This is a genomic window from Bacillus sp. HSf4 (genome assembly GCF_029537375.1).
Lineage (GTDB): Bacteria > Bacillota > Bacilli > Bacillales > Bacillaceae > Bacillus > Bacillus sonorensis_A.
This window is the reverse complement of the sequence record NZ_CP120679.1, coordinates 3,580,032-3,599,321: the sequence shown is the minus strand read 5'-3', so window position 1 is coordinate 3,599,321 and position 19,290 is coordinate 3,580,032. Positions and strand designations below refer to the sequence as shown.

The 19,290-nt window shown below is 47.1% G+C and carries 15 protein-coding genes and 1 pseudogene; 6 read left to right on the top strand and 10 right to left on the bottom strand.

The annotated features are described in order from the left end of the window. Positions 1 to 203: 203 nt before the first annotated feature. The 5 genes from P3X63_RS18680 to P3X63_RS18660 are packed head-to-tail and all read right to left on the bottom strand — an operon-like array spanning position 204 to position 8,427. Positions 204 to 3,140 (bottom strand): glycoside hydrolase family 3 C-terminal domain-containing protein, encoded by a 2,937-nt coding sequence (locus P3X63_RS18680; protein WP_277691658.1) that lies wholly within the window; start codon positions 3,138 to 3,140, stop codon positions 204 to 206. Positions 3,141 to 3,154: 14 nt separating this feature from the next. Further along, a complete protein-coding gene (gene yicI, locus P3X63_RS18675; RefSeq protein ID WP_026588764.1) occupies positions 3,155 to 5,467 on the bottom strand; it encodes an alpha-xylosidase in 2,313 nt (770 codons plus the stop codon). Positions 5,468 to 5,486: 19 nt separating this feature from the next. Further along, positions 5,487 to 6,305, bottom strand: coding sequence for a carbohydrate ABC transporter permease (locus P3X63_RS18670; protein ID WP_026588763.1), 819 nt, complete (start codon positions 6,303 to 6,305; stop codon positions 5,487 to 5,489). A gap of 2 nt (positions 6,306 to 6,307) precedes the next feature. Then, positions 6,308 to 7,198: a carbohydrate ABC transporter permease gene (locus P3X63_RS18665; protein WP_077735580.1), complete on the bottom strand. Its 891-nt coding sequence runs from the start codon at positions 7,196 to 7,198 to the stop codon at positions 6,308 to 6,310. An 11-nt stretch (positions 7,199 to 7,209) separates the two neighbouring features. Continuing rightward, entirely contained in the window at positions 7,210 to 8,427 is a 1,218-nt protein-coding gene (locus P3X63_RS18660) for an ABC transporter substrate-binding protein (protein WP_026588761.1), read from the bottom strand. Between the two features lie 235 nt (positions 8,428 to 8,662). Between P3X63_RS18660 and P3X63_RS18655 the strand changes: the two genes are divergently transcribed. From P3X63_RS18655 to P3X63_RS18640, 4 genes are all read left to right on the top strand, one after another. Further along, on the top strand, positions 8,663 to 10,777 hold the full coding sequence (locus P3X63_RS18655; protein ID WP_077735579.1) for a heavy metal translocating P-type ATPase: 2,115 nt from the start codon (positions 8,663 to 8,665) through the stop codon (positions 10,775 to 10,777). A gap of 124 nt (positions 10,778 to 10,901) precedes the next feature. Continuing rightward, positions 10,902 to 11,597: a DsbA family protein gene (locus P3X63_RS18650; RefSeq protein WP_026588759.1), complete on the top strand. Its 696-nt coding sequence runs from the start codon at positions 10,902 to 10,904 to the stop codon at positions 11,595 to 11,597. Next, positions 11,587 to 12,000 (top strand): disulfide oxidoreductase, encoded by a 414-nt coding sequence (locus tag P3X63_RS18645; protein WP_026588758.1) that lies wholly within the window; start codon positions 11,587 to 11,589, stop codon positions 11,998 to 12,000. The genes P3X63_RS18650 and P3X63_RS18645 overlap by 11 nt, the downstream gene beginning before the upstream one ends. A 105-nt stretch (positions 12,001 to 12,105) precedes the next feature. Next, positions 12,106 to 12,591, top strand: coding sequence for a GNAT family N-acetyltransferase (locus P3X63_RS18640; protein WP_077735577.1), 486 nt, complete (start codon positions 12,106 to 12,108; stop codon positions 12,589 to 12,591). A gap of 86 nt (positions 12,592 to 12,677) precedes the next feature. Here P3X63_RS18640 and P3X63_RS22760 read toward each other — a convergent pair. Both P3X63_RS22760 and P3X63_RS18630 read right to left on the bottom strand, forming a co-directional pair. Continuing rightward, positions 12,678 to 13,064: pseudogene (locus P3X63_RS22760) on the bottom strand (GrpB family protein). Further along, complete coding sequence (locus tag P3X63_RS18630) at positions 13,042 to 13,251, bottom strand: GrpB family protein (RefSeq protein ID WP_236251243.1); 210 nt, start codon at positions 13,249 to 13,251, stop codon at positions 13,042 to 13,044. Before P3X63_RS18630 ends, P3X63_RS22760 begins: the two are co-directional and overlap by 23 nt. Before the next feature lie 105 nt (positions 13,252 to 13,356). On the opposite strand from P3X63_RS18630, the gene P3X63_RS18625 reads away from it, so the two are divergent. Next, complete coding sequence (locus P3X63_RS18625; protein WP_026588756.1) at positions 13,357 to 13,965, top strand: trimeric intracellular cation channel family protein; 609 nt, start codon at positions 13,357 to 13,359, stop codon at positions 13,963 to 13,965. A 93-nt stretch (positions 13,966 to 14,058) separates the two neighbouring features. On the opposite strand, the gene P3X63_RS18620 is transcribed toward P3X63_RS18625, so the two are convergent. Further along, a complete protein-coding gene (locus P3X63_RS18620; RefSeq protein WP_026588755.1) occupies positions 14,059 to 14,868 on the bottom strand; it encodes a hypothetical protein in 810 nt (269 codons plus the stop codon). A 356-nt stretch (positions 14,869 to 15,224) separates the two neighbouring features. Here P3X63_RS18620 and helD point away from each other — a divergent pair, with 356 nt between their 5' ends. Next, the gene (gene helD, locus P3X63_RS18615; RefSeq protein ID WP_077735576.1) at positions 15,225 to 17,561 is read left to right on the top strand and encodes an RNA polymerase recycling motor HelD; all 2,337 of its coding nucleotides are present in this window, start codon (positions 15,225 to 15,227) and stop codon (positions 17,559 to 17,561) included. Here the strand turns inward: helD and P3X63_RS18610 are convergent, their stop codons facing one another. Together P3X63_RS18610 and P3X63_RS18605 are read right to left on the bottom strand one after the other, a co-directional pair. Next, entirely contained in the window at positions 17,562 to 17,972 is a 411-nt protein-coding gene (locus P3X63_RS18610; protein ID WP_026588753.1) for a DUF5412 family protein, read from the bottom strand. Between the two features lie 59 nt (positions 17,973 to 18,031). Beyond that, complete coding sequence (locus P3X63_RS18605) at positions 18,032 to 19,180, bottom strand: aminotransferase class V-fold PLP-dependent enzyme (RefSeq protein ID WP_277692943.1); 1,149 nt, start codon at positions 19,178 to 19,180, stop codon at positions 18,032 to 18,034. Positions 19,181 to 19,290 lie beyond the last annotated feature (110 nt).

The window sequence follows — 19,290 nt, the reverse complement described above, 5'->3', positions numbered from 1 at the left end:
TTAACCCCTTTCTATGTCTATATCAAATTTGACCTAAATACAATATTTTTATCTTAGTAACTTTTTATTACCTTAGGCTATTTTTTTTACCTAATGCAACTTTTCTAGAATTCTAATACATATCTCCCAAAATGTAAAGCGTGAAAATACACAAAAAATGACGAAAGCCATGCAGAATCCTCTGCATGGCCTTTTTTATTTTGTCAGCGTTGAAATTGAAAGGTATCGATCGAAATGCTTCCTTGGAAAACGAAATAAATATGGTGTGTTCCTGCTGTTCTTTTGACGGGTGTTTCGAGTGTTTTCCAGTTTTGCAGTCCCGATGTGTCAGGGATCTTTAAAGAACCGATTTTTTTGCCTTTTCCCGGATGCCCAAGGTAGATGCCGACTTCTCCGCCTCCGCTGCTTGCGGCTCTGATTTTCAAATGCTTTTCACCTTTGAAGCGGACATCTTTATAGGAGATCCATGCGCCGTTTTCGTCATTTTTGACCGCATCACCGCCTGATTTGGACTCTTCGGTGATCTGTACGCCTTTGTAGTCGTCATAGTTTTCGGCTTTTGTTTTTTGCGCCGGGTTCCGCTTCGGAATTGTTTCTCCGTCAACAAGGATCGGCTTTGTCCGGCGGATATCTGTTGATGAGCTGCCGACGGCGATTCGGTAAGGGCCTTTTTCAACGGCAAACTTTTCTCTTGTCACATCCCAAAAGGCAAGGTCTGTTTGCTTCAGCTTGAAAGACACGGTCTTCGTTTCCTGCGGAGAAAGCGTGATCCGCTTGAAGTCTTTTAAATCTTGTTTTGCCTGCTTAACCCGTGTTTTAAACCGGGGGGAGGTATAGAGCTGGACGACTTCATCACCTGTTTTGTTTCCCGTATTGGTGATCTTGACTTGAACCGTGACGGCTCCCCGTTTTTTTAAGGTGTTTGAGGAAACGGATAAGCTTGAATAGCGGAATGATGTGTATGATAAACCGTGTCCGAACGAATACAGGGGATCGCCGTCAAAATATTTGTACGTTCTCTTTCCTTTGATGATGTCGTAGTCCGTCATATCAGGGAGGTCCCTGGCAGATGTGTACCACGTTTGTGTTAACCGTCCCCCAGGATTTTTATCACCGAAGAGGATGTCGCTCAGAGCGCTTCCCGCTTCCTGTCCCCCGTGGGAGGTATACAAAATCGCGGGGATGTGTCTGTCGGCCCAATTCAGTGCGAACGGATAGCTGCTGATGACGGCTAGCACTGTGTTCGGATTGGCTTGATGGACGGCTTTGATCAGCTCTTCCTGGGCGAAAGGAAGCTTGATATCCTCTCTGTCTTCGGTTTCCCGGCCGTTGATGTAAGGGTTGTTTCCGACGAAAACGATCGCTTTGTCAGCCGATTTCGCCAATTGGACGGCTTCATCTATTCCGTTTTTGACGATGGTTTTTGCAAACCTTTCTGCCGCTGAAGCCGGTTTTTCCGCGGAGGCCGTTAAGGTGCCGTCTGTTGCGGCGGAGATGTATTTGCCGTTGGCTTTGTTTTTGATAGCGAACGTTCCGTCAGACAGCTTTTCGAACTGAAAGGTTTCGCGAACCGTCCAGCCGTTCGGCTGTTTTTGATTGGCGATTAAACGACCGTCGTCTTGAAGCGAGACATAGCGGCGATTCGCATGGGCGCGCAGTGTGTATACATCGCCTCCCCAGTCGGCCAAGTCGAATGTCTCATTGTGCTCAAGCTTCTCCGCTGCGGCTGCTAGCGGCTGTTTGCCGCCGCGCCCGGCCGTTACATATTTTCCGGTCAGTATGGATTTGAATCCGGCATGTTCGAGGCCTTCTGCAAAAGAGACACGCTCTTCGCCGATTTTGTCTTTGATTCCGTCAAGCGGGGTGATTTGATAAGGCATCGTACCGCTGTACCAATCTTCATAAAGCGTATTCCCGAGGTGGCCGATGACTGCAATCTGTTCTTTTTTCCGCTTATTGAAGGGGAGAAGCTGTTTGCTGTTTTTTAATAAAACGATTGATTTTTGCGCGGCTTCTTTCGCAAGCCTTTGGTGCTTTGGACTGTTGATGACGTCATCAGTCAGGCGGCTGTACGGATTGCGTTCATCGGGGTCAAATTCGCCTGTGCGAAAGCGGAGGCTGAATACGTTTGCCAATGCCTGATCCAGGTCTTTTTCGGAAATTAGCCCTTTTTTTAACGCTCCCGTGATGGCGTTCTTTGTCAGCTCGGGATTTTGATCCTGATCTGTGAAGCTGTCAACGCCTGCTTTGACAGCGTGGGCATGTGCTTCTTCATGGTTGTCGTAGTAATGGTGGTCATTGACAATCCCTGACGGATCATAAGCATCGCTTACGATAAAGAAATCGTCCCCGGCCCATTTTTGTTTGACAGTGCTTTGAAGGAGCGGGCTCAAAATCGCGGGCTTGTCGTTGATGGAATGGTAAGCGGGCATCAGGCCGAACGCCGCTTTTTCGGTAATGGCCGATTCAAACGGCTTCAAATAATATTCCTGCATATTCCTCGGGTCAATGCTCGCTGAACTGAAGCCCCGGTTCGTTTCCGTATTGTATCCGAGAAAGTGTTTTAAAGTTGGAATCGTTTTCAAATAGAAGGGGTCATCTCCCCTTAACCCTGCCGCATAAGCGGTTGACATTTCTCCTGTTAAAAAAGGGTCTTCAGAATAGCCTTCTTCATTTCTGCCCCATCTTGGATCGCGGAGCAAATCGACGACGGGAGCCCAGACATTGACGCCGTTTGCCGCCGGATCAAGATGATGAAAACCGCGGACCTCGTCACCGACCGCTGAGCCGACCTCCTTGATCAAGGCGCGGTCCCAAGTGTGGGCGAGCCCGACGGCTTGGGGAAAAACGGTCGCTTCCCCGAGCCAGGCAACACCGTGAAGCGCTTCGGTACCCGTCTTGAAAGCAGGAATGCCGAGGCGGGGAATGGCCGGCTGATACTGATGCATCAGCGACACTTTTTCAGCGAGCGTCAGATGGGAGATCAAGTCACTGACTCTTTTCTTAACGGGAAGCTTGGGATTTTGAAACGGGAAATCGTATCCCGGGGCCTTGCCTGCCGCCGGCTGCGGCAGACTGAAACCGGCGGCAAGGAAGGCGCACAACAAAGACAAGAGGAGGATCCGGGTGATCTTCAGCATGTCTTTCACTCCTTTTAGAAAAAAATCACAACATCGCGATCCGCTTCTTTTGGCCGAATCGCACTTCCTTCCTGAAGGGCCTCCAATGATCCGTTTATCACTGTGCTGACGGGGGAATGACCGCGGATCAAAAGCCTCCATTTCTTTTGGGTGCCTTGAGCTTGAACCGTAATGGTGTTTTGCTTTCGAAAAGCCTTGATCGTCATCACTTCGCATCTTTCGTTATATATCGTCCGTTCAGCTGTGCATCCGTCTTTCAAATGGTAGAGGCAAAACGAAACATCATCGAGGTAGTCGTAATCAGGACGGTCTGCTTCACAGCCGAGCGGCAGCAGCGTGTTTTCCCTGACGAAGAGGGGAAGCCCCATATAGCCGTATTGCTCTTCCTTCCACTCTCCGCCTTCGGTGTCTTCTCCTGTTAAAAGGTGTGTCCACGTTCCTTTCGGCAGATAGTAGCTGACAGCGCCGTCTTCCCGAAAAATCGGCGCGACAAGCAAAGCATCCCCCAGCATATATTGTCTGTCAAGAAAGTCGCAAGTTCTGTCTAGAGGGAATTCGAGCAGCATCGCCCGCATCAGCGGGACGCCTTCTGTGTGCGCTTCATATGCGGCGGCATACAGATAAGGCATCAGTCTGTGCTTCAATTTGACAAAATACCGCATCACATCTGACGCTTCTTCGTCAAACAGCCACGGCACCCTGTACGATTCGCTGCCATGGAGGCGGCTGTGCGTCGATAAAAGTCCAAATGCCGTCCAGCGTTTATACAAGTCGGCAGTCGCCGTGCTTTCAAAGCCGCCGATGTCATGGCTCCAAAACCCAAAGCCGGAAAGGGAGAGGGACAGGCCGCCGCGCAGGCTTTCCGCCATTGAATCATAGCTGGCAAAACAATCTCCGCCCCAGTGAACGGGAAACTGCTGACAGCCGGCAGTCGCCGAACGGGCGAAGACGACGGCTTCCTGTTCACCGCGTTTTTCCTTCAGCAGGTCAAACACGGTTTTGTTATATAAAAATGAATAATAATTATGCATTTTCTCAGGGTCTGACCCGTCAAAATAGACCGCATCCGCTGGAATTCTTTCGCCGAAATCCGTCTTAAAGCAGTCGACTCCCATATCCAGCAGTCTTTCAAGCTTTGAACAGTACCAATCGCGCGCTTTTGGGTTGGTAAAGTCGACGATCGCCATTCCCGCCTGCCAGCGGTCCCACTGCCAGACATCGCCCCGGGCGTTCATTAGAAAATAACCGTTTTCTTTGCCTTCTTCAAAAAGCTTTGATTTTTGAGCGATGTAAGGGTTGATCCAGACGCAGATTTTAAGCCCTTTGTCTTTCAAGCGGCCGAGCATTTCCTGCGGATTTTGAAAAAAGCGCTCATCCCATTCAAAATTGCACCATTCGAATTCTTTCATCCAAAAACAGTCAAAGTGGAAGACGCTGAGCGGAATATCCCGCTCCTTCATGCCGTCGATAAAGCGGGTGACCGTCTCTTCCGAATAATCGGTTGTAAAAGATGTCGACAGCCACAGTCCAAACGACCATGGCGGCGGAAGAGCCGGTTTTCCTGTCAGACGGGTGTAATTCTTAAGCACTTCTTTTGGTTCTGATCCGCTGATAATGAAATAATCAAGCGATTCGCCTTCAACCGAAAATTGCGCTTTTGAAACGACTTCAGAACCGATTTCATAAGAGACGAGTTCAGGATGATTGACAAAGACGCCGTACCCTTTGTTCGACAAGTAAAACGGGACATTTTTATAGGCCTGTTCAGTGCTTGTGCCCCCGTCCTTGTTCCAGATATCAACGCTCTGGCCGTTTTTCACAAATGCCGTAAAGCGCTCCCCGAGGCCGTAGATCATTTCACCGACGCCGATATCGAGCTGTTCCCTGATAAAGGTGCGTCCGTCATCGCCCGCGATGTAGGCGAGGCTGTTCGGCTCGCTGCCTGTGAGCTTCTGTCCGTCCCGCGAAAATTGATAGCGCCAATCTTGTTGATTTACGGTGACGCTTAAGCGGCCGCTTTTCAGCGTCAATTCATTGTCCGTATTTGAAACGAGAGGCTTCGTGTCTGTCATTTGCAGCTTAAATTCCGGTTGTTTTGGCGACCTTCCTTTATAATGAAAAACCTGCACGCGGATCACATCCCTAAACGGGCTTGAAAACCTGACGGTGAGCATGCGGGTATCCAGCGTGTCTCCTCTTTTTTGAATCGCTTTGACGGGTCCGTAAACCGTTAATGAATGTTCATCAATCCGGTGGTCGTAAGCTTCTTTTGGCGTGCTGATCTCATACCCGTCACGGGTCAGCCAGTAGCCGTCGGAAAATTTCATGGTAAAGCACCCTTTCTTTTTACTTGATTGAACCGCTGACAAGCCCTTTGACAAGATGTTTTTGCAGCATGACAAACATGATGATGACCGGAACAACCGAAATGACGGCAAATGCCATCAGATGATTCCACTGAATGCCGTATTGGCTGATCACATTGTAGATGCCCGCCGTAAGCGGCCACAATTCCTGGTTTCTGTTGAATGTCATGCTGTAAATTAAATCGCCCCATGCGAAAAAGAAGGAAATCGCTCCGCTGACGGCAATTCCCGGCATGGCAACAGGCAAAATGATGCGGACAAACGCTGTAAAACGGCTGCACCCGTCAATTTTGGCGGCATCTTCAAGCTCCTTCGGTATCCCGAGAAAAAAGGTTCTGAGCATCAAAACCGAGAAAGGGATGCCAAGTGTTGCGGCGGCCAAAATCGGTCCGATGTACGTGTTGAGGATGTGCAGCTTGTTAAACGCGATAAACAGCGGCGTCAAAATAACGGTCGCCGGCAGCATCTGCGTCACCAGAAACAACAGGATGAACCATTTCCTGCCGCGGATTGGAAAGCGGGCCAAACCGTAGGCGGAAGGGACGGCCAAAAGCAGAACAATCGCGGCCGCAACTCCCGAAATCAGCACGCTGTTCATGAAATGTCCGGTGACACCCTCTTTAAAAACAGCTTGAAAATTGGAAAGCTGGAATGTCTCAGGCCACAAGGAAGGCGGCATCTTAAACAATTCGGCTTCGCTTTTCAAGGCCGTGACGATCATCCAGTAAACGGGAAAGAGAAACACAGCCGTGATGAAAATCCCGATGATGTTGAGGAGCCATTCTTTTCGTCGCGGCATGACTACATCACCTCATCTTTTTTAATCAGCCGCAGATAGACGAGACTGACCAAAAGGAGAATCAAAAACAAGACATTGGCGCTGGCAGCTCCCATACTGAACTGAAACTCGTTAAAAGAATAGCGGTAGCTCACGGTTGAAAGGACTTCGGTCGACTGTACCGGACCGCCGCCCGTCATCACAAAGACAAGGTCGAACACTTTGAAGGTGTAAATAAAGCCGAGCATCATGACGACGGTAATCACCGGGCGCAATAAGGGCAGGGTGATATGGATGAATTTCTGGAAACGGCCTGCGCCGTCAAGGCTGGCGCTTTCATAGACATCTTCCGGAAGCGAACCGAGGCCGGCGGATATGAGCAGCATATTGAAAGGGATGCCGACCCAGATGTTGGCGATGATGACAGACCAAATCGCAACATTCGGGTTTGACAGCCATGGGACGGGGTGGTCAATGATGCCCCATGAAAGCAGGAGCTGGTTGAAAACCCCTTCACCCGAAGCCATCATAAATTTAAATAAAAGCGCCGTAACCGTCAGCGGAATCAGCCAGCTTACCATCATCAGCCCGCGGAGAAACGGGGCGAGGCGGAACTTCATGCTGAAAAACAAGGCCAGCAAAAAACCGGCCGCAAATTGAAAAACAACGCTTCCGACGGTGTAAAGCAGCGTGTTTTTCAAAGAAACCCAGAATACGTTTTCTTGAGCGAGCCGCTTGTAATTTTCAAACCCGACAAAGCCGGCGTCCTGGGAGGCGAAGTTGGCAAGCGACAGGTTCTGAAAACCGAGCAGAATATTGTAGATCAAGGGATAGCCGATCAGGGCCAACATAAACAGGACAGCCGGAAAAATAAAGAAATACCCTTCCCATTTTCGGACGAACGCTTTGATCATGATCAAACTCCTTATTTTAGTGTTTCGACCTTCCGTGCGGCCTCATCCAGCGCTTCCTTCGGTGTTTTGCTTTCACTCAGAGCCTGCTGAAGAGCCATTTGCAGCGATTCGGAAATGTGCGGCCAGTCTTTGGAAGGCCCCCGCGCCGATGCGATATCCATGATCGGGATAAACGACTTTAGATTCTGATCCGTTTTCCAATGATCCGACGATTCGAGCAGATCTTTCCGCGGCGGAAAAACGCCGGTTTCCGCCGTCAGCGTTTCAAGCCGGCCGGGATCGAGGAGCCAGGTGATAAAATCCCATGCACCTTCGGTATTTTTCCCTTTGACAACGGCGAGATTTTCTCCGCCGAGAGCAGATGCATATCTTTGATCTTTCGGGATAAAAGTGATGCCGTAATCCAGTTGTTCGGCTCCTTTTAACCGTTCAATATTCCAGGAGCCGTTGATCATCATGGCGAGCTGTCCCGCCGCAAACTGTCTGGCCAGATCATCCTGTGTGGCGTTTAACACTTCTTTGCTCATCGCGCCTTCCTTGACTAAATCGGTTAAAAATTGCAGGGAATGTTCGGCTTCCTTTGATTGGAGGCTGTCAAAATCTGCACCCGCAGACAGGAGGAACGGGTAAAATTGAAAAGCGCCTTCCTCCGATTTGACCGCCGACATCGCAAAGCCCTTCGTCTGGCCTTTGCTCGCTTTTTTGGCCGCTTCCTTCAATTCGTCCCACGTTTTCGGCGGCCCCGTCACTCCGGCCTCCTGGAGCAGATCGTTGTTGTAAAACAACGCCAGTGCGTTGCTTGCAAACGGAATGCCGTAATACTTTTCTTGATAACGGGCCGATGATAAAGGTCCTTCATAAAACTGATCGATCTGCCCCCATTTTTCAATTCTGTCCGTCAAATCCTCAAGAACACCCATTGCGGCAAATGAAGCATTGTCGACATTGTCGAGAAACACCGCATCAGGCAGCGCATTTCCGGCTGTCCCCACGGAAAGCTGCTTTTTAACTTCGTTAAAAGGGATGTATTCTGTGACCACTTGAAACCGGTCCTGTGATTGGTTGTACTGATCGACCAGTTCATGGTAAAGCTCCTGCTGTTTGCCTGTGAAATAATCCCATACTTTGACTTCTTTTGCATTCTGCCCATCTGTACCGTCACCGCTGCATCCGGAGGCAAACACGAACAAAAAGGCGAGGCAGATCATCATCAGACATCGTTTTTTCAAAGACGCTCACTCCTTGTGAATGAAAGCTTGTTAGTTTAATAGCTAAACTAAGTATATTGAGACAGCGTTTCCAATATGCCCATTTGCGTTTTACCGGCAAGAAAAGGGACCGATTCATACAAAAGAGCGATTGACACATTTTCCGGATCGAGCATATAATAAGGTTACATAATATATGCATATATGCTCATATATAAAATGAACCGTCACGGCGCTTAAAAGAAAGGTGAGAGAGATGGACAAAGTGAAGCAAGAATACATGCTAAACGGCCTTGACTGCGGGAACTGCGCGCAGAAAATTGAAAATGAAATCGCCGGCATGGAAGGAATTGATGCGTGCTCGGTCAATTTTGCCACAACCACTCTGACCGTCAGGGTCAACAAAGACACAAGCCAAAACATATCCTCGGAAATCGAGAAAAAAGTGACGGCCATTGAACCGCACGTACATGTGGCACTGAAGGAAGGTGCCTCTTCTTCAACGCATACCGCAGGAAAGCGCATGAAAAAAACGATCGCAAGACTGATCGCGGGAACCGTTCTCGGAGCGGCAGGCTTTCTTTTTTCTGCCGGCGGTGCACCTGAATTTCTCTTCTTTATCCTTGCTTATCTTCTCATCGGCGGTGACGTCGTGTTAAGAGCGGTTAAAAATATGTTTCGCGGCCGGGTTTTTGATGAGCATTTCTTAATGACGATCGCGACGATCGGCGCATTCATCATCAAGCAGTACCCGGAAGGTGTCGCCGTTATGCTGTTTTACCAAATCGGCGAGCTGTTTCAGGGAGCCGCTGTCAACCGCTCGCGAAAATCGATCAGTGATTTGATGGACATCCGCCCCGACTACGCCAATCTGCAAACAGAGGACGGGACGGCCAAGGTATCCCCGGACATTGTCAAAGCAGGCGATGTGATCATCATTAAACCGGGGGAAAAAATCCCTCTTGACGGCAAGGTTTTAGAAGGAAAGTCGATGGTTGATACTTCTGCGCTAACCGGGGAATCCGTGCCGCGCGAAGCGGCGCCCGGGGAAGAGGTGCTCAGCGGCTTTGTCAATAAAAACGGCGTGCTCAAAGTCGAAGTCGTCAAGGAATACAGCGAATCGACCGTATCTAAAATTCTTGATTTGGTTCAAAATGCGAGCGCAAGAAAAGCGAAAACCGAGAACTTTATCAGCAAGTTTGCCAAGTATTATACGCCGTTCGTCGTCATTGTCGCCCTTCTTCTCGCATTTGTGCCGCCTTTGATCGTTCCGGGAGCTCTATTATCGGATTGGGTTTACAGAGCGCTTGTCTTTTTGGTCATTTCTTGTCCATGCGCGCTTGTTGTCTCTATTCCGTTAGGCTTTTTCGGAGGCATCGGTGCGGCATCAAAAGCCGGCATTCTGGTCAAAGGAAGCAATTATTTAGAAGCGCTCAATGATGTCAAATATGCTGTATTTGATAAAACGGGCACATTGACAAAAGGTGAATTTGCCGTCGTCAAACTGACACCGGCCCATCAGGACATAACGGAGGAAAAGCTCCTTGAATACGCGGCGTTCGCCGAATATCACTCCGCACATCCGATCGCCGAATCGATCCGCGACACATACGGGAAATCCGTATCAGCCGAAGCCATTCAAAATTACAATGAAATATCCGGCTACGGGGTGAAGGCGGAAGTGAACGGAACGGTCATTTTGGCCGGAAACGCCAAACTGATGGAGAAAGAAAATGTTCGCTATCAGGAGAAAAACGGCATCGGAACGGTGATATATGTGGCGGCCGACGGAGAGTTTATCGGTTCGATTTTGATTGCCGACGATATAAAAGAAGATGCCCGGCAGGCGATTTCATCCTTGAAAAAAGCAGGTGTTAAGAAAACGGTGATGCTGACGGGAGATGCAAAAGAGGTCGGCGAAGCCGTCGGGAAGGTGCTTGCCATTGATGAAGTGCATGCGGAGCTGCTTCCGCAGCATAAGGTTGACCGGATTGAAGAACTTGAAGGGCGGAAGCTCCGGAAAGAAAAGCTGCTTTTCGCCGGAGACGGAATCAATGATACACCGGTCTTGGCGAGGGCGGATATCGGAATTGCGATGGGCGGCCTTGGTTCTGATGCGGCTGTTGAAGCCGCCGATATCGTCATCATGACGGATCAGCCGTCAAAAATCGCTGAAGCGATCGGCATTGCCAAACGGACGAGAAGGATCGTCTGGCAGAATATCATGTTCGCGCTCGGCATTAAAGGCGTTTTTCTTCTCTTGGGCGCGTTCGGCATCGCGACGATGTGGGAAGCCGTATTTTCAGATGTCGGTGTCACGCTTCTCGCTGTTTTAAATGCGATGCGCGTATTAAAAGTCAAGGAAATGTAACTTTTTTTCCGTCCAAAGAACTGGAAAATCATTTTTTGGCATCTTCACGAACACGGCTTGTCTTGTTAAAATGAAGAAGATATAAAACTGATGGTACAAAAATAAGAAATAATGAGGTGTCTAAGTGAAAAAGAAACAGCAGTCACCGATGAAATTTGCAGTGATCATGACAGTCGTGGTCGTTTTTCTGATCGGAGCGCTCGTCGTTTTGAACAATCAAACAAAAAACGCTTCACAAAACTACGATGAAAAGCCGTCAACAGAAGGACAGCCGATTCTAGGGGACAAAAACGCGGCCGTGACGGTGACCGAATTCGGAGATTACAAGTGTCCGAGCTGCAAACAATGGACGGAATCGGTATTTCCTGATTTGAAAAAAGATTACATCGACAAAGGAAAAATCAATTTTTCATATATTAATTTCGTCAATGAGCAGCACGGCAGAGGATCAGAGCTGAGCGCCCTCGCTTCTGAACAGGTATGGAAGGAAGACCCTGATTCATTCTGGGCGTTCCATGAAGCTTTATTCAAAGCGCAGCCGGACAACGATACGATGGAAAATGAGTGGGCGACACCGGCCAAATTGGCGGACATTGCCGAAGCCCATACAAAGGTGAAGGGTGACAAGCTTGTCAAAAGCTTGAATGATAAGACGTTCTCTGAACAGCTGGGAACGGACGAGTCGCTCATCAGCCAATACAATGTGGACTCGACGCCGACCATCTTTGTCAACGGTGTAAAGATCGATAAACCATTTGATTATGACAAGATCAAAGAAGCGATCGAAAAAGAGCTGAAAGGCAACTCGGATGAGAAATAAAGCAGTCTTTCTGTACGGCGCCTGGATCGTTGCTTTGACCGCGACCCTCGGCAGCCTGTACTTTAGCGAAATCCGTCAATTCATTCCTTGTGAACTGTGCTGGTATCAGCGGATCATGATGTATCCGCTGGTGCTGATTCTCGGGATCGCCACGTTTCAAGGTGATGTCAAGGTTAAAAAATATGTGCTGCCGATGGCGATCATCGGCGGGTGCATTTCCCTGATGCACTATTTGGAGCAGAAGATACCCGGCTTTAACGGCATTAAGCCGTGTGTGACCGGTGTGCCTTGTTCAGGGGAGTACATCAATTGGTTCGGCTTCATCACGATTCCGTTTCTCGCCCTTACCGCATTTATTTTGATCATTATTTTGATGTGTTTTTTGAAGGGGAAAGAGGAGTAAAAGAGCATTGTCAAGCAATGCTCTTTTTTTCATGCCATCTACCTCTTTACAGTTATCAATGTTATAATATTTGAAATTATTGAATGATTTGGAAGGGTGATGGAGTTGGAGTTTGACATACGCAAAATGGAGATGGAAGACATTGCTTCCGTTCAGCAGGTTGCAAAAACGAGCTGGAATGATACGTATGATGGCATTATTCCCCGCAGTGTTCAAGAGGAATTTCTGCAGTCCGCATACAGCGATGAGAGAATGCTTGAGCGTATGGAGCGCTCTTTGATTCTCGTGGCAGAAGCGGGCGGGGAAATCGTCGGTTTCGTCAACTGCTCCTTTGTCAAAGAAGGAGGGGAGGCGTATCTCGCGGCCATTTATTCATATCCGGAATACCAAGGAAACGGCATTGGGTCCGCACTGCTTAAAGAGGGGATCAAGCGCTTGGAGGGTGTGAACAAAATCTTTGTAGAAGTGGAGAAAGATAACCGTACCGGAAAACATTTTTACAAAGCGAAAGGTTTTGAGGAGATTTCCGAATATGAAGAAGACTTTGCAGGACACAGCCTCAAAACAGTCAAAATGGTTTTAGACGTATAAGACCGGTTTTTGCGGTCTTATTTACTTTGTCATTTGCACATAATAATACAATAAGACAGCCATGATGAACGCAATCGCAATCGTGATCAATTTTTGTTTTGTCTTTTTAAACATGCAACATGCTCCTTTCGTTTATTCCTGATGTTTTGCTTTTGCCTGACCGCTCTAATGAATGGTTCTTTTCCCTTTGTGTAAGAGGTATATGGAAAGCGGCGGGCCAAATCTTTTTTCAATGATTCATAGGCTCGCCTCGTCCTTGGGTCCTTTCTTCATTCATTTCGGAATTTCAGCTGATTTTTCCACTCTTCGCTCTGAAAAACATAAATATCCAGATGGTGTGTGCCGGCCTGCCATTTTCCTTTTCGAAAAAAGCGCATTGCCGGAAATGCTTCGTGTATGACATGTTCATAGCCCAGCTTTTGCAGCGGTTCAATCAAGCGTTCAGCATCATCAAGGCGCTTGACGCCGGCCATGATATCGAGGGACCGGCTTTGCGGCAAGGCCGGGAACAGCGGTGCTGCCGATGTGTTCGATTGCGAGAAACAATGTTCCGCAGACATGGCTGAGCTTCTCTTTTTCCGCTGCAAAATCCTTCGCCTTAGGAGACTTTTGCTTTTTCGATGATGATTCCCTGTTCCATGTTTTTTGCTCTCCAAAAATAGGTCGTTTTTTTATTATAAGACATTTTGTTTCACAGGGTTGATTTAAATGATTGAGAAGTTATAAAATCAAAAAGATTGAAGATGAGTATGGAGGACACCTTAGATGGCTTGGGAAGCGTTGAGCATCATCGGAACGATCGCTTTTGCGATCAGCGGGGCGATCGTCGCAATGGAAGAAGAGTATGATATTTTAGGAGTTTATATTTTGGGAATTGTCACCGCCTTCGGAGGCGGCGCGATCAGAAATCTGCTGATCGGAGTCCCCGTGTCCGCTCTCTGGGAGCAGGGAGCCCTGTTTCAAATCGCTCTTATTTCGATTACGTTTGTCTTTTTGTTTCCGAAGCTGCTGTTGAAGCACTGGAAGATATGGGGAAGCTTTTCAGATGCGATCGGATTATCCGCGTTTGCGATCCAAGGGGCGTTATATGCCGTACACATGAACCATCCGGTCAGTGCGGTGATCGTTGCTGCGGTTCTCACGGGAAGCGGCGGCGGAATGATCAGGGATCTATTGGCCGGGCGCAAGCCGCTTGTTCTGAAAACGGAAATTTACGCCGTGTGGGCCGCTTTAGGCGGATTGGTGATCGGAATGGGCTGGGCGGAGAAGCCTCTCACATTGTATATGCTGTTTGCCGTGCTTGTGGCCTGCAGAGTATGCTCCTATATGTTTAACTGGAAGCTGCCGAACCGATCGCTCAGGTCGAACGGCTGAACAAATACCATCCGTGATCACGGATGGTATTTTATGATTAATTTATTCCGAGCGAAAGTGAATGATTGAAGCTGTCTACATCAAAGTGAACGCTTAAGTTCTATTCCTGTTTTGAGGTGATTTTATTTCTTTATATATATTTATTCCAATAAAAATCAATATACCAAGTATACTGTAAATAAAAGAAATAACTAAAGCTCTATGATATGACGTGGGGATTGAAAATAATAATATCAAAGGTAAGTAGACAGAAAAAAGCAAGATGAAAACCGATTTTCTATTCACTAAAACCCGTCTTTTTTCGAGAATATCATCAAAACATGCAATGAGTAATAATACAAGAATGATTGCAGCTACCAGTTTTGTTTCGCCCCAAAAATCACCTGATAACACAGTTGCTAAAGTTAAATACAAAACTGCAATAACAGAAATAATCGGAGGTATAAATGAATCTTTTAAGATCGAAAACATTCGAGTGAAGGTTTCTAAAATACTCTCACTGTAAAGTGTATTTTCATGAATTTTTATCAGTTTAGTAGCCTTAACAATCTCCTTTTTTATTCTTTTTGGTTTGCAATTTTCCTCATCATCCAAAATATTTCTGATATTTATATACGATTTGAAATCGAGTAAAGGCAATTTTGTTTCTATAAATGCCAAAAAAGCCTTTTCTTTTTCGATGGTATCTCCTGATTCAATAAGATGGTACTGCTCTATGATTTCAGAAAAAATATGTAAGCTTTGTTCTCTTTGAGTTTTCCTAAGTTCTTTCTCATTCTCGTAAATAGTCTTGGTTTGTCGACTTAACCATATCGTAAATATAAAAAAACATGTTATGGTTATCCCTAATAAAGTGTCATTCCCGGTTAAAGTATTGACCGCATCATAAATCATTTTATCCAATTTATTCTCTCCTAAGCCAAGATTAAACATTGATCATTATAACATTCTTTAACAATGTCGAATATTCCCGTGAATAGGTGTTAGTAACCTTGAAAAGAAATTGGAAAATTATACAGGTAATTGTGTTTAAAGAGGAAACATGCTGGTATTAAGATGGTCTTATGTCTTCTGATAACCATAACAGAAAAACCGATTTTTCAAATCAATGAAAAATCGGTTTTTCTGTTGCTTTCATTCACGCTGATATGATAAGATGAAGTGTGTTTTAACACAAAATATCATTTTTTATATTTTTATCCATATTTATTTTATCACGGATATTTTTCAATGTCAAATCTTTTTAGGGAGTGATTTTGATGCAGGAGGCCAATCAAGAATGGCTTGAAGAAGAAAAACGAATTGGACTCGTTTTAAAAGAATTGGAGCAAAAGCTTCATTCTCTAAAGGAGAAGACCGGCGGCTTAAAGGAGGATATCATCGGTTTAAGAAAAAACTTTTGGGATGATGTCTCCTTGAACCTGGCTGATGACATTGAAACGGCCGAAACATTCTCAAGCATTCAACAGCAGGCGGGGATTTTGTCAGAAAGGGAAAGAAGCCATAAGCAGTTTTACAGCCAATTGAAAAAACTCTTAAAAGTGAAGGAATCGCCGTATTTTGGCCGCGTCGATTTTTTAGAGGATGGGGAGGAACAGGTTGAATCTGTTTATATCGGGCTCAGTTCACTGATGGATGAGAAGGAAGAGCAATTTTTGATATACGACTGGCGGGCACCGATTTCCAGCTTGTTTTACAACTATCCGCCCGGACCCGCCCAATATGAGGTTCCGGAAGAGACGATAAGCGGGACGGTCGAGCTGAAAAGGCAGTTTCTCATCAAAAACGGGCGGCTGAAAGCGATGTTTAATACAGATATGGCGATTGGTGATGAAATGCTGCAGGAGGTGCTGGGGAACCAGGCCAATACCCGGATGAAAAGCATTGTCGCCACGATTCAGAAAGAGCAAAACCAGATCATCCGCAATGAAAAAAGCCGTTATTTAATTGTTCAGGGAGCGGCGGGAAGCGGTAAAACGTCGGCGGCGCTGCAGCGGGCGGCCTATTTGCTGTACCGCGGACGCGGACGGATCGAATCCAATCAAATGCTTCTTTTTTCGCCGAACCTTCTTTTTAACAGCTATGTTGCCAATGTCCTGCCTGAGCTCGGGGAAGAAAACATTCAGCAGACGACATTCCAGGAGTATGTAACACGCCAGCTCGGAAAGCAGATATCTTGTGAAACGCCGTTCGATCAATTGGAGTTTTGTCTGACGGCTGCAGAACGCGAGGACGGCCGGATTCGGCAGAGAGCGATTGAGTATAAATCAAGCCTTGCCTTCAAAACCTTGATTGATGATTATGCGCGATTTTTGGCAAAAGGAAATATATTGTTTAAACATATCGTGTTCCGCGGCAGCAAAATGGTGTCCGCTGAGCAAATTCACGATTATTTTCAAACGTTCGACGCCTCAACCCCGCTTCCGCAGCGAATTGAAATGACAGCGAAATGGCTCTTGTCGGTGTTGAAAAAAGAAGAACAGCAAGAAAGAAAAAAAGACTGGCCTCTTGAAAAAAGCGAGCTGCTGGATAAAGAGGAATATTTGCAAGTCTATCAGCAGCTGCAAAAAGAGCGGAAATTTGCCGGAGACACCTTTGATGATTATGAAAGAGAGCAGAAGCTGCTTGCAAAAATCATTGTCGAAAGGGAATTCAAACCGCTGAAGCAAGCGGTAAAGGCTTTGGGCTTCATTGATTTCAAGAGAACATACTTGCAGCTTTTTTCAGACTGGCACGGTGGAGCCTGCCGTCCGGAAGGCTGGAGAAGCATTTGCGAATATACGGCGGAAACCTTTCGCTTCAGCCGGCTTCCGTATGAAGATGCCGTTCCTTTTTTATACTTGAAAAACAAAATGAAGGAAAGGGAGAAAAATACCGCGATCCGCCATGTGTTTATCGATGAAGCGCAGGATTACTCGCCGTTTCAGCTGGCTTTTTTAAAGGAGATGTTCTCTGCAAGCAAAATGACGATTCTAGGCGACTTTCATCAGGCGATTTTTGCCCATACCCCCGATCAAAAAGAGCTCCTTTCAGAAGGCGTGTTTGAGGGGGAGAAAATGGAGATGGTCAGGCTGATGCGAAGCTACAGATCGACTAAGGAGATCGTCGAGTTTACAAAGCGGCTGCTCAAGGGCGCCGGAGAGATCGAGGCGTTCAACCGCAGCGGTGTAAAACCGGTGCTGACGGTTTCGGATGATGCCTCTCTGCATCATGAAAGGATCGCGTCCTGCATTGCGTCCCTTCAAAATGAAGGACGGGAGACGATCGCGGTCATCTGTAAAACGGTTCAGGAATGCAGAGAAGCGGCAAAGCATCTGCAAAAGCAGACAGAGCTGAAGCTGATTGATAAAGAAACACGCACATTCCAAAAAGGCGTGATTGTCATCCCCGTCTACTTGGCAAAAGGGATTGAGTTTGACGCCGTCATCCTTTATGACAGCTCGGAAAAACGATATTGGCGGGAAAGCGAGCGGACGCTGTTTTATACCGCCTGTACAAGAGCGATGCATGAGCTCCGGCTTTTTTCGCTTGGAGAGGAAAGTCCGTTTTTAAAAGATGTTCCAGACCGGTTGTACACGCTGAAGAGAGTGACATGATCACTCTCTTCGCCAATCATATGTATCTGTACGGACGTCGAGCACCTTGTTATTAATCGACACATGGCGGCGGTCTTTCCATTTGACATTCGCCTCGTATTCTTGCTTCCCCCAGTACAAATTTCTCCGTTTGCCGGTCGAGACTGTTGTCACTTCGGCTCTGATTGAATACCCGTTGGCTGCCCCGATTTTTTTTACTCTGTAGATATCCAATTTGTATTTTTGATTTGGAGATGTGGAGGATTCAATCCATTCACCCTTCGGCAAGTGGTTCATCGAGTAAAAATGGGTGTATACGATATAGCTGATGGGAATGCCTGCTGCAAGGATAACGGCCAACAGTGTAAATAAAACTTTGCGGCGGTGTGTCTTTTTCATCTCTTCTAAGTCCTCGTTGACATAACGCTTCAATATATCTCATTCCTTGATGAAATGTTTGCTAATAGTTTAAGTAAAAAATCCTAATCTGTCTATTTTAAAGTACGGCGATGAATCAATGCGGCCAGCTCATCGACTGCGTGCGCGATGTCCTCTTTCGTATTATAAAAATGGGGGGCGATTCGAACCGCTCCATTTCTTGCTGATGTGATGATATTTTTTTCTCTGAGCAGCGCTTCGATCTGCGTCGCATCTTTGACGCGGAATGAGGCCAGGCTCGATCTGTTATGAAGGTTTTGAGGCCCGATGATCTGCAAGCCTTTATCAGCGCCGTACTGCAAAGAAAATCGGGCAAGCTTTTGCAAATAAGCTTCGATCTCTTCCGGCCCGGCCTCAAGCAAGAGCTTTAGCGCCGCATCAGCCGCATAAAGGCCGATGAATGATGGTGTTCCGGTCTCAAAACGTTTAGCCCCCTCTGCAAAGCCTGAATGGAGCAAATCAAAGGAAGACGGCCGGCTCTTTCCAAACCACCCGGTTAATTTTGGCCTCAACTGTTCGCAAAGTTCGCGTCTGACATACAAGAACGCCGTTCCCGGGATGCCGAGCATATATTTTCGGGTACCAGCGGCAAGCATATCGATTTTCATGTCTTTGACATGTATCGGAATATGTCCTGCCGATTGATAGGCATCAACAAACAAAAGCGAGCCTTTGTGATGAACGATTTCCGCTATCTCTGTCAAGCTTTGTTTTACGCCATTGCAATAAGAGACATGCGGGACACAAGTCAAAAGCGTCTGATCGTTGATTTCTTTTTCGTATTGCTCTGTGCGAATCATCCCGTCTTGACTGTGTATCACAGTCAGATGATGGTTAAAGCGGTCTTGAGCGAGCCAAATCTGGCCGATGGCAGGGAAGTCAAGGTCAGTGAAAGCAATCTGGCGCCTTTTGGGATGTTCGGGCAGGGAAACGGCAATAGCGGAAACCGCGTCGGAAACGGATGGCACAACGGCGATCTCGTCTATTTCCGCCCCGATCAGCCGGGCGAACTTCTCTTTCGCTTCCTCCATCTTTGCAAGGTGCGCCTGCCAATTCGCACCTGTTTCAAGCAGTGTGCTGTGATATTTCTCGATTGCCCTTGCTACAGGCAGCGCTAAAGCGCCTCCCGAGCAGGCGGCAAGGTGGACGTATTTTGTTAATACAGGAAACAAAGCGCGATAGATATGGTAAGGATGCTCCATCATTTTCCCTCCTCGGGTAACACTTCGTTTTCACCTGCGACAACACCTCTTTTCCGATCGCATGTATATGTTCCTTGATTTCATCAATACTGAACAAAGAAGAACACATA

Excerpts from the sequence above, each read along its gene's own strand:
- P3X63_RS18680 (WP_277691658.1), bottom strand. The coding sequence starts at position 3,140 with ATGCTGAAGATCACCCGGATCCTCCTCTTGTCTTTGTTGTGCGCCTTC.
- yicI (WP_026588764.1), bottom strand. The coding sequence starts at position 5,467 with ATGAAATTTTCCGACGGCTACTGGCTGACCCGTGACGGGTATGAGATC.
- P3X63_RS18670 (WP_026588763.1), bottom strand. The coding sequence starts at position 6,305 with ATGCCGCGACGAAAAGAATGGCTCCTCAACATCATCGGGATTTTCATC.
- P3X63_RS18665 (WP_077735580.1), bottom strand. The coding sequence starts at position 7,198 with ATGATCAAAGCGTTCGTCCGAAAATGGGAAGGGTATTTCTTTATTTTT.
- P3X63_RS18655 (WP_077735579.1), top strand. The coding sequence starts at position 8,663 with ATGGACAAAGTGAAGCAAGAATACATGCTAAACGGCCTTGACTGCGGG.
- P3X63_RS18645 (WP_026588758.1), top strand. The coding sequence starts at position 11,587 with ATGAGAAATAAAGCAGTCTTTCTGTACGGCGCCTGGATCGTTGCTTTG.
- P3X63_RS18625 (WP_026588756.1), top strand. The coding sequence starts at position 13,357 with ATGGCTTGGGAAGCGTTGAGCATCATCGGAACGATCGCTTTTGCGATC.
- helD (WP_077735576.1), top strand. The coding sequence starts at position 15,225 with ATGCAGGAGGCCAATCAAGAATGGCTTGAAGAAGAAAAACGAATTGGA.
- P3X63_RS18605 (WP_277692943.1), bottom strand. The coding sequence starts at position 19,180 with ATGGAGCATCCTTACCATATCTATCGCGCTTTGTTTCCTGTATTAACA.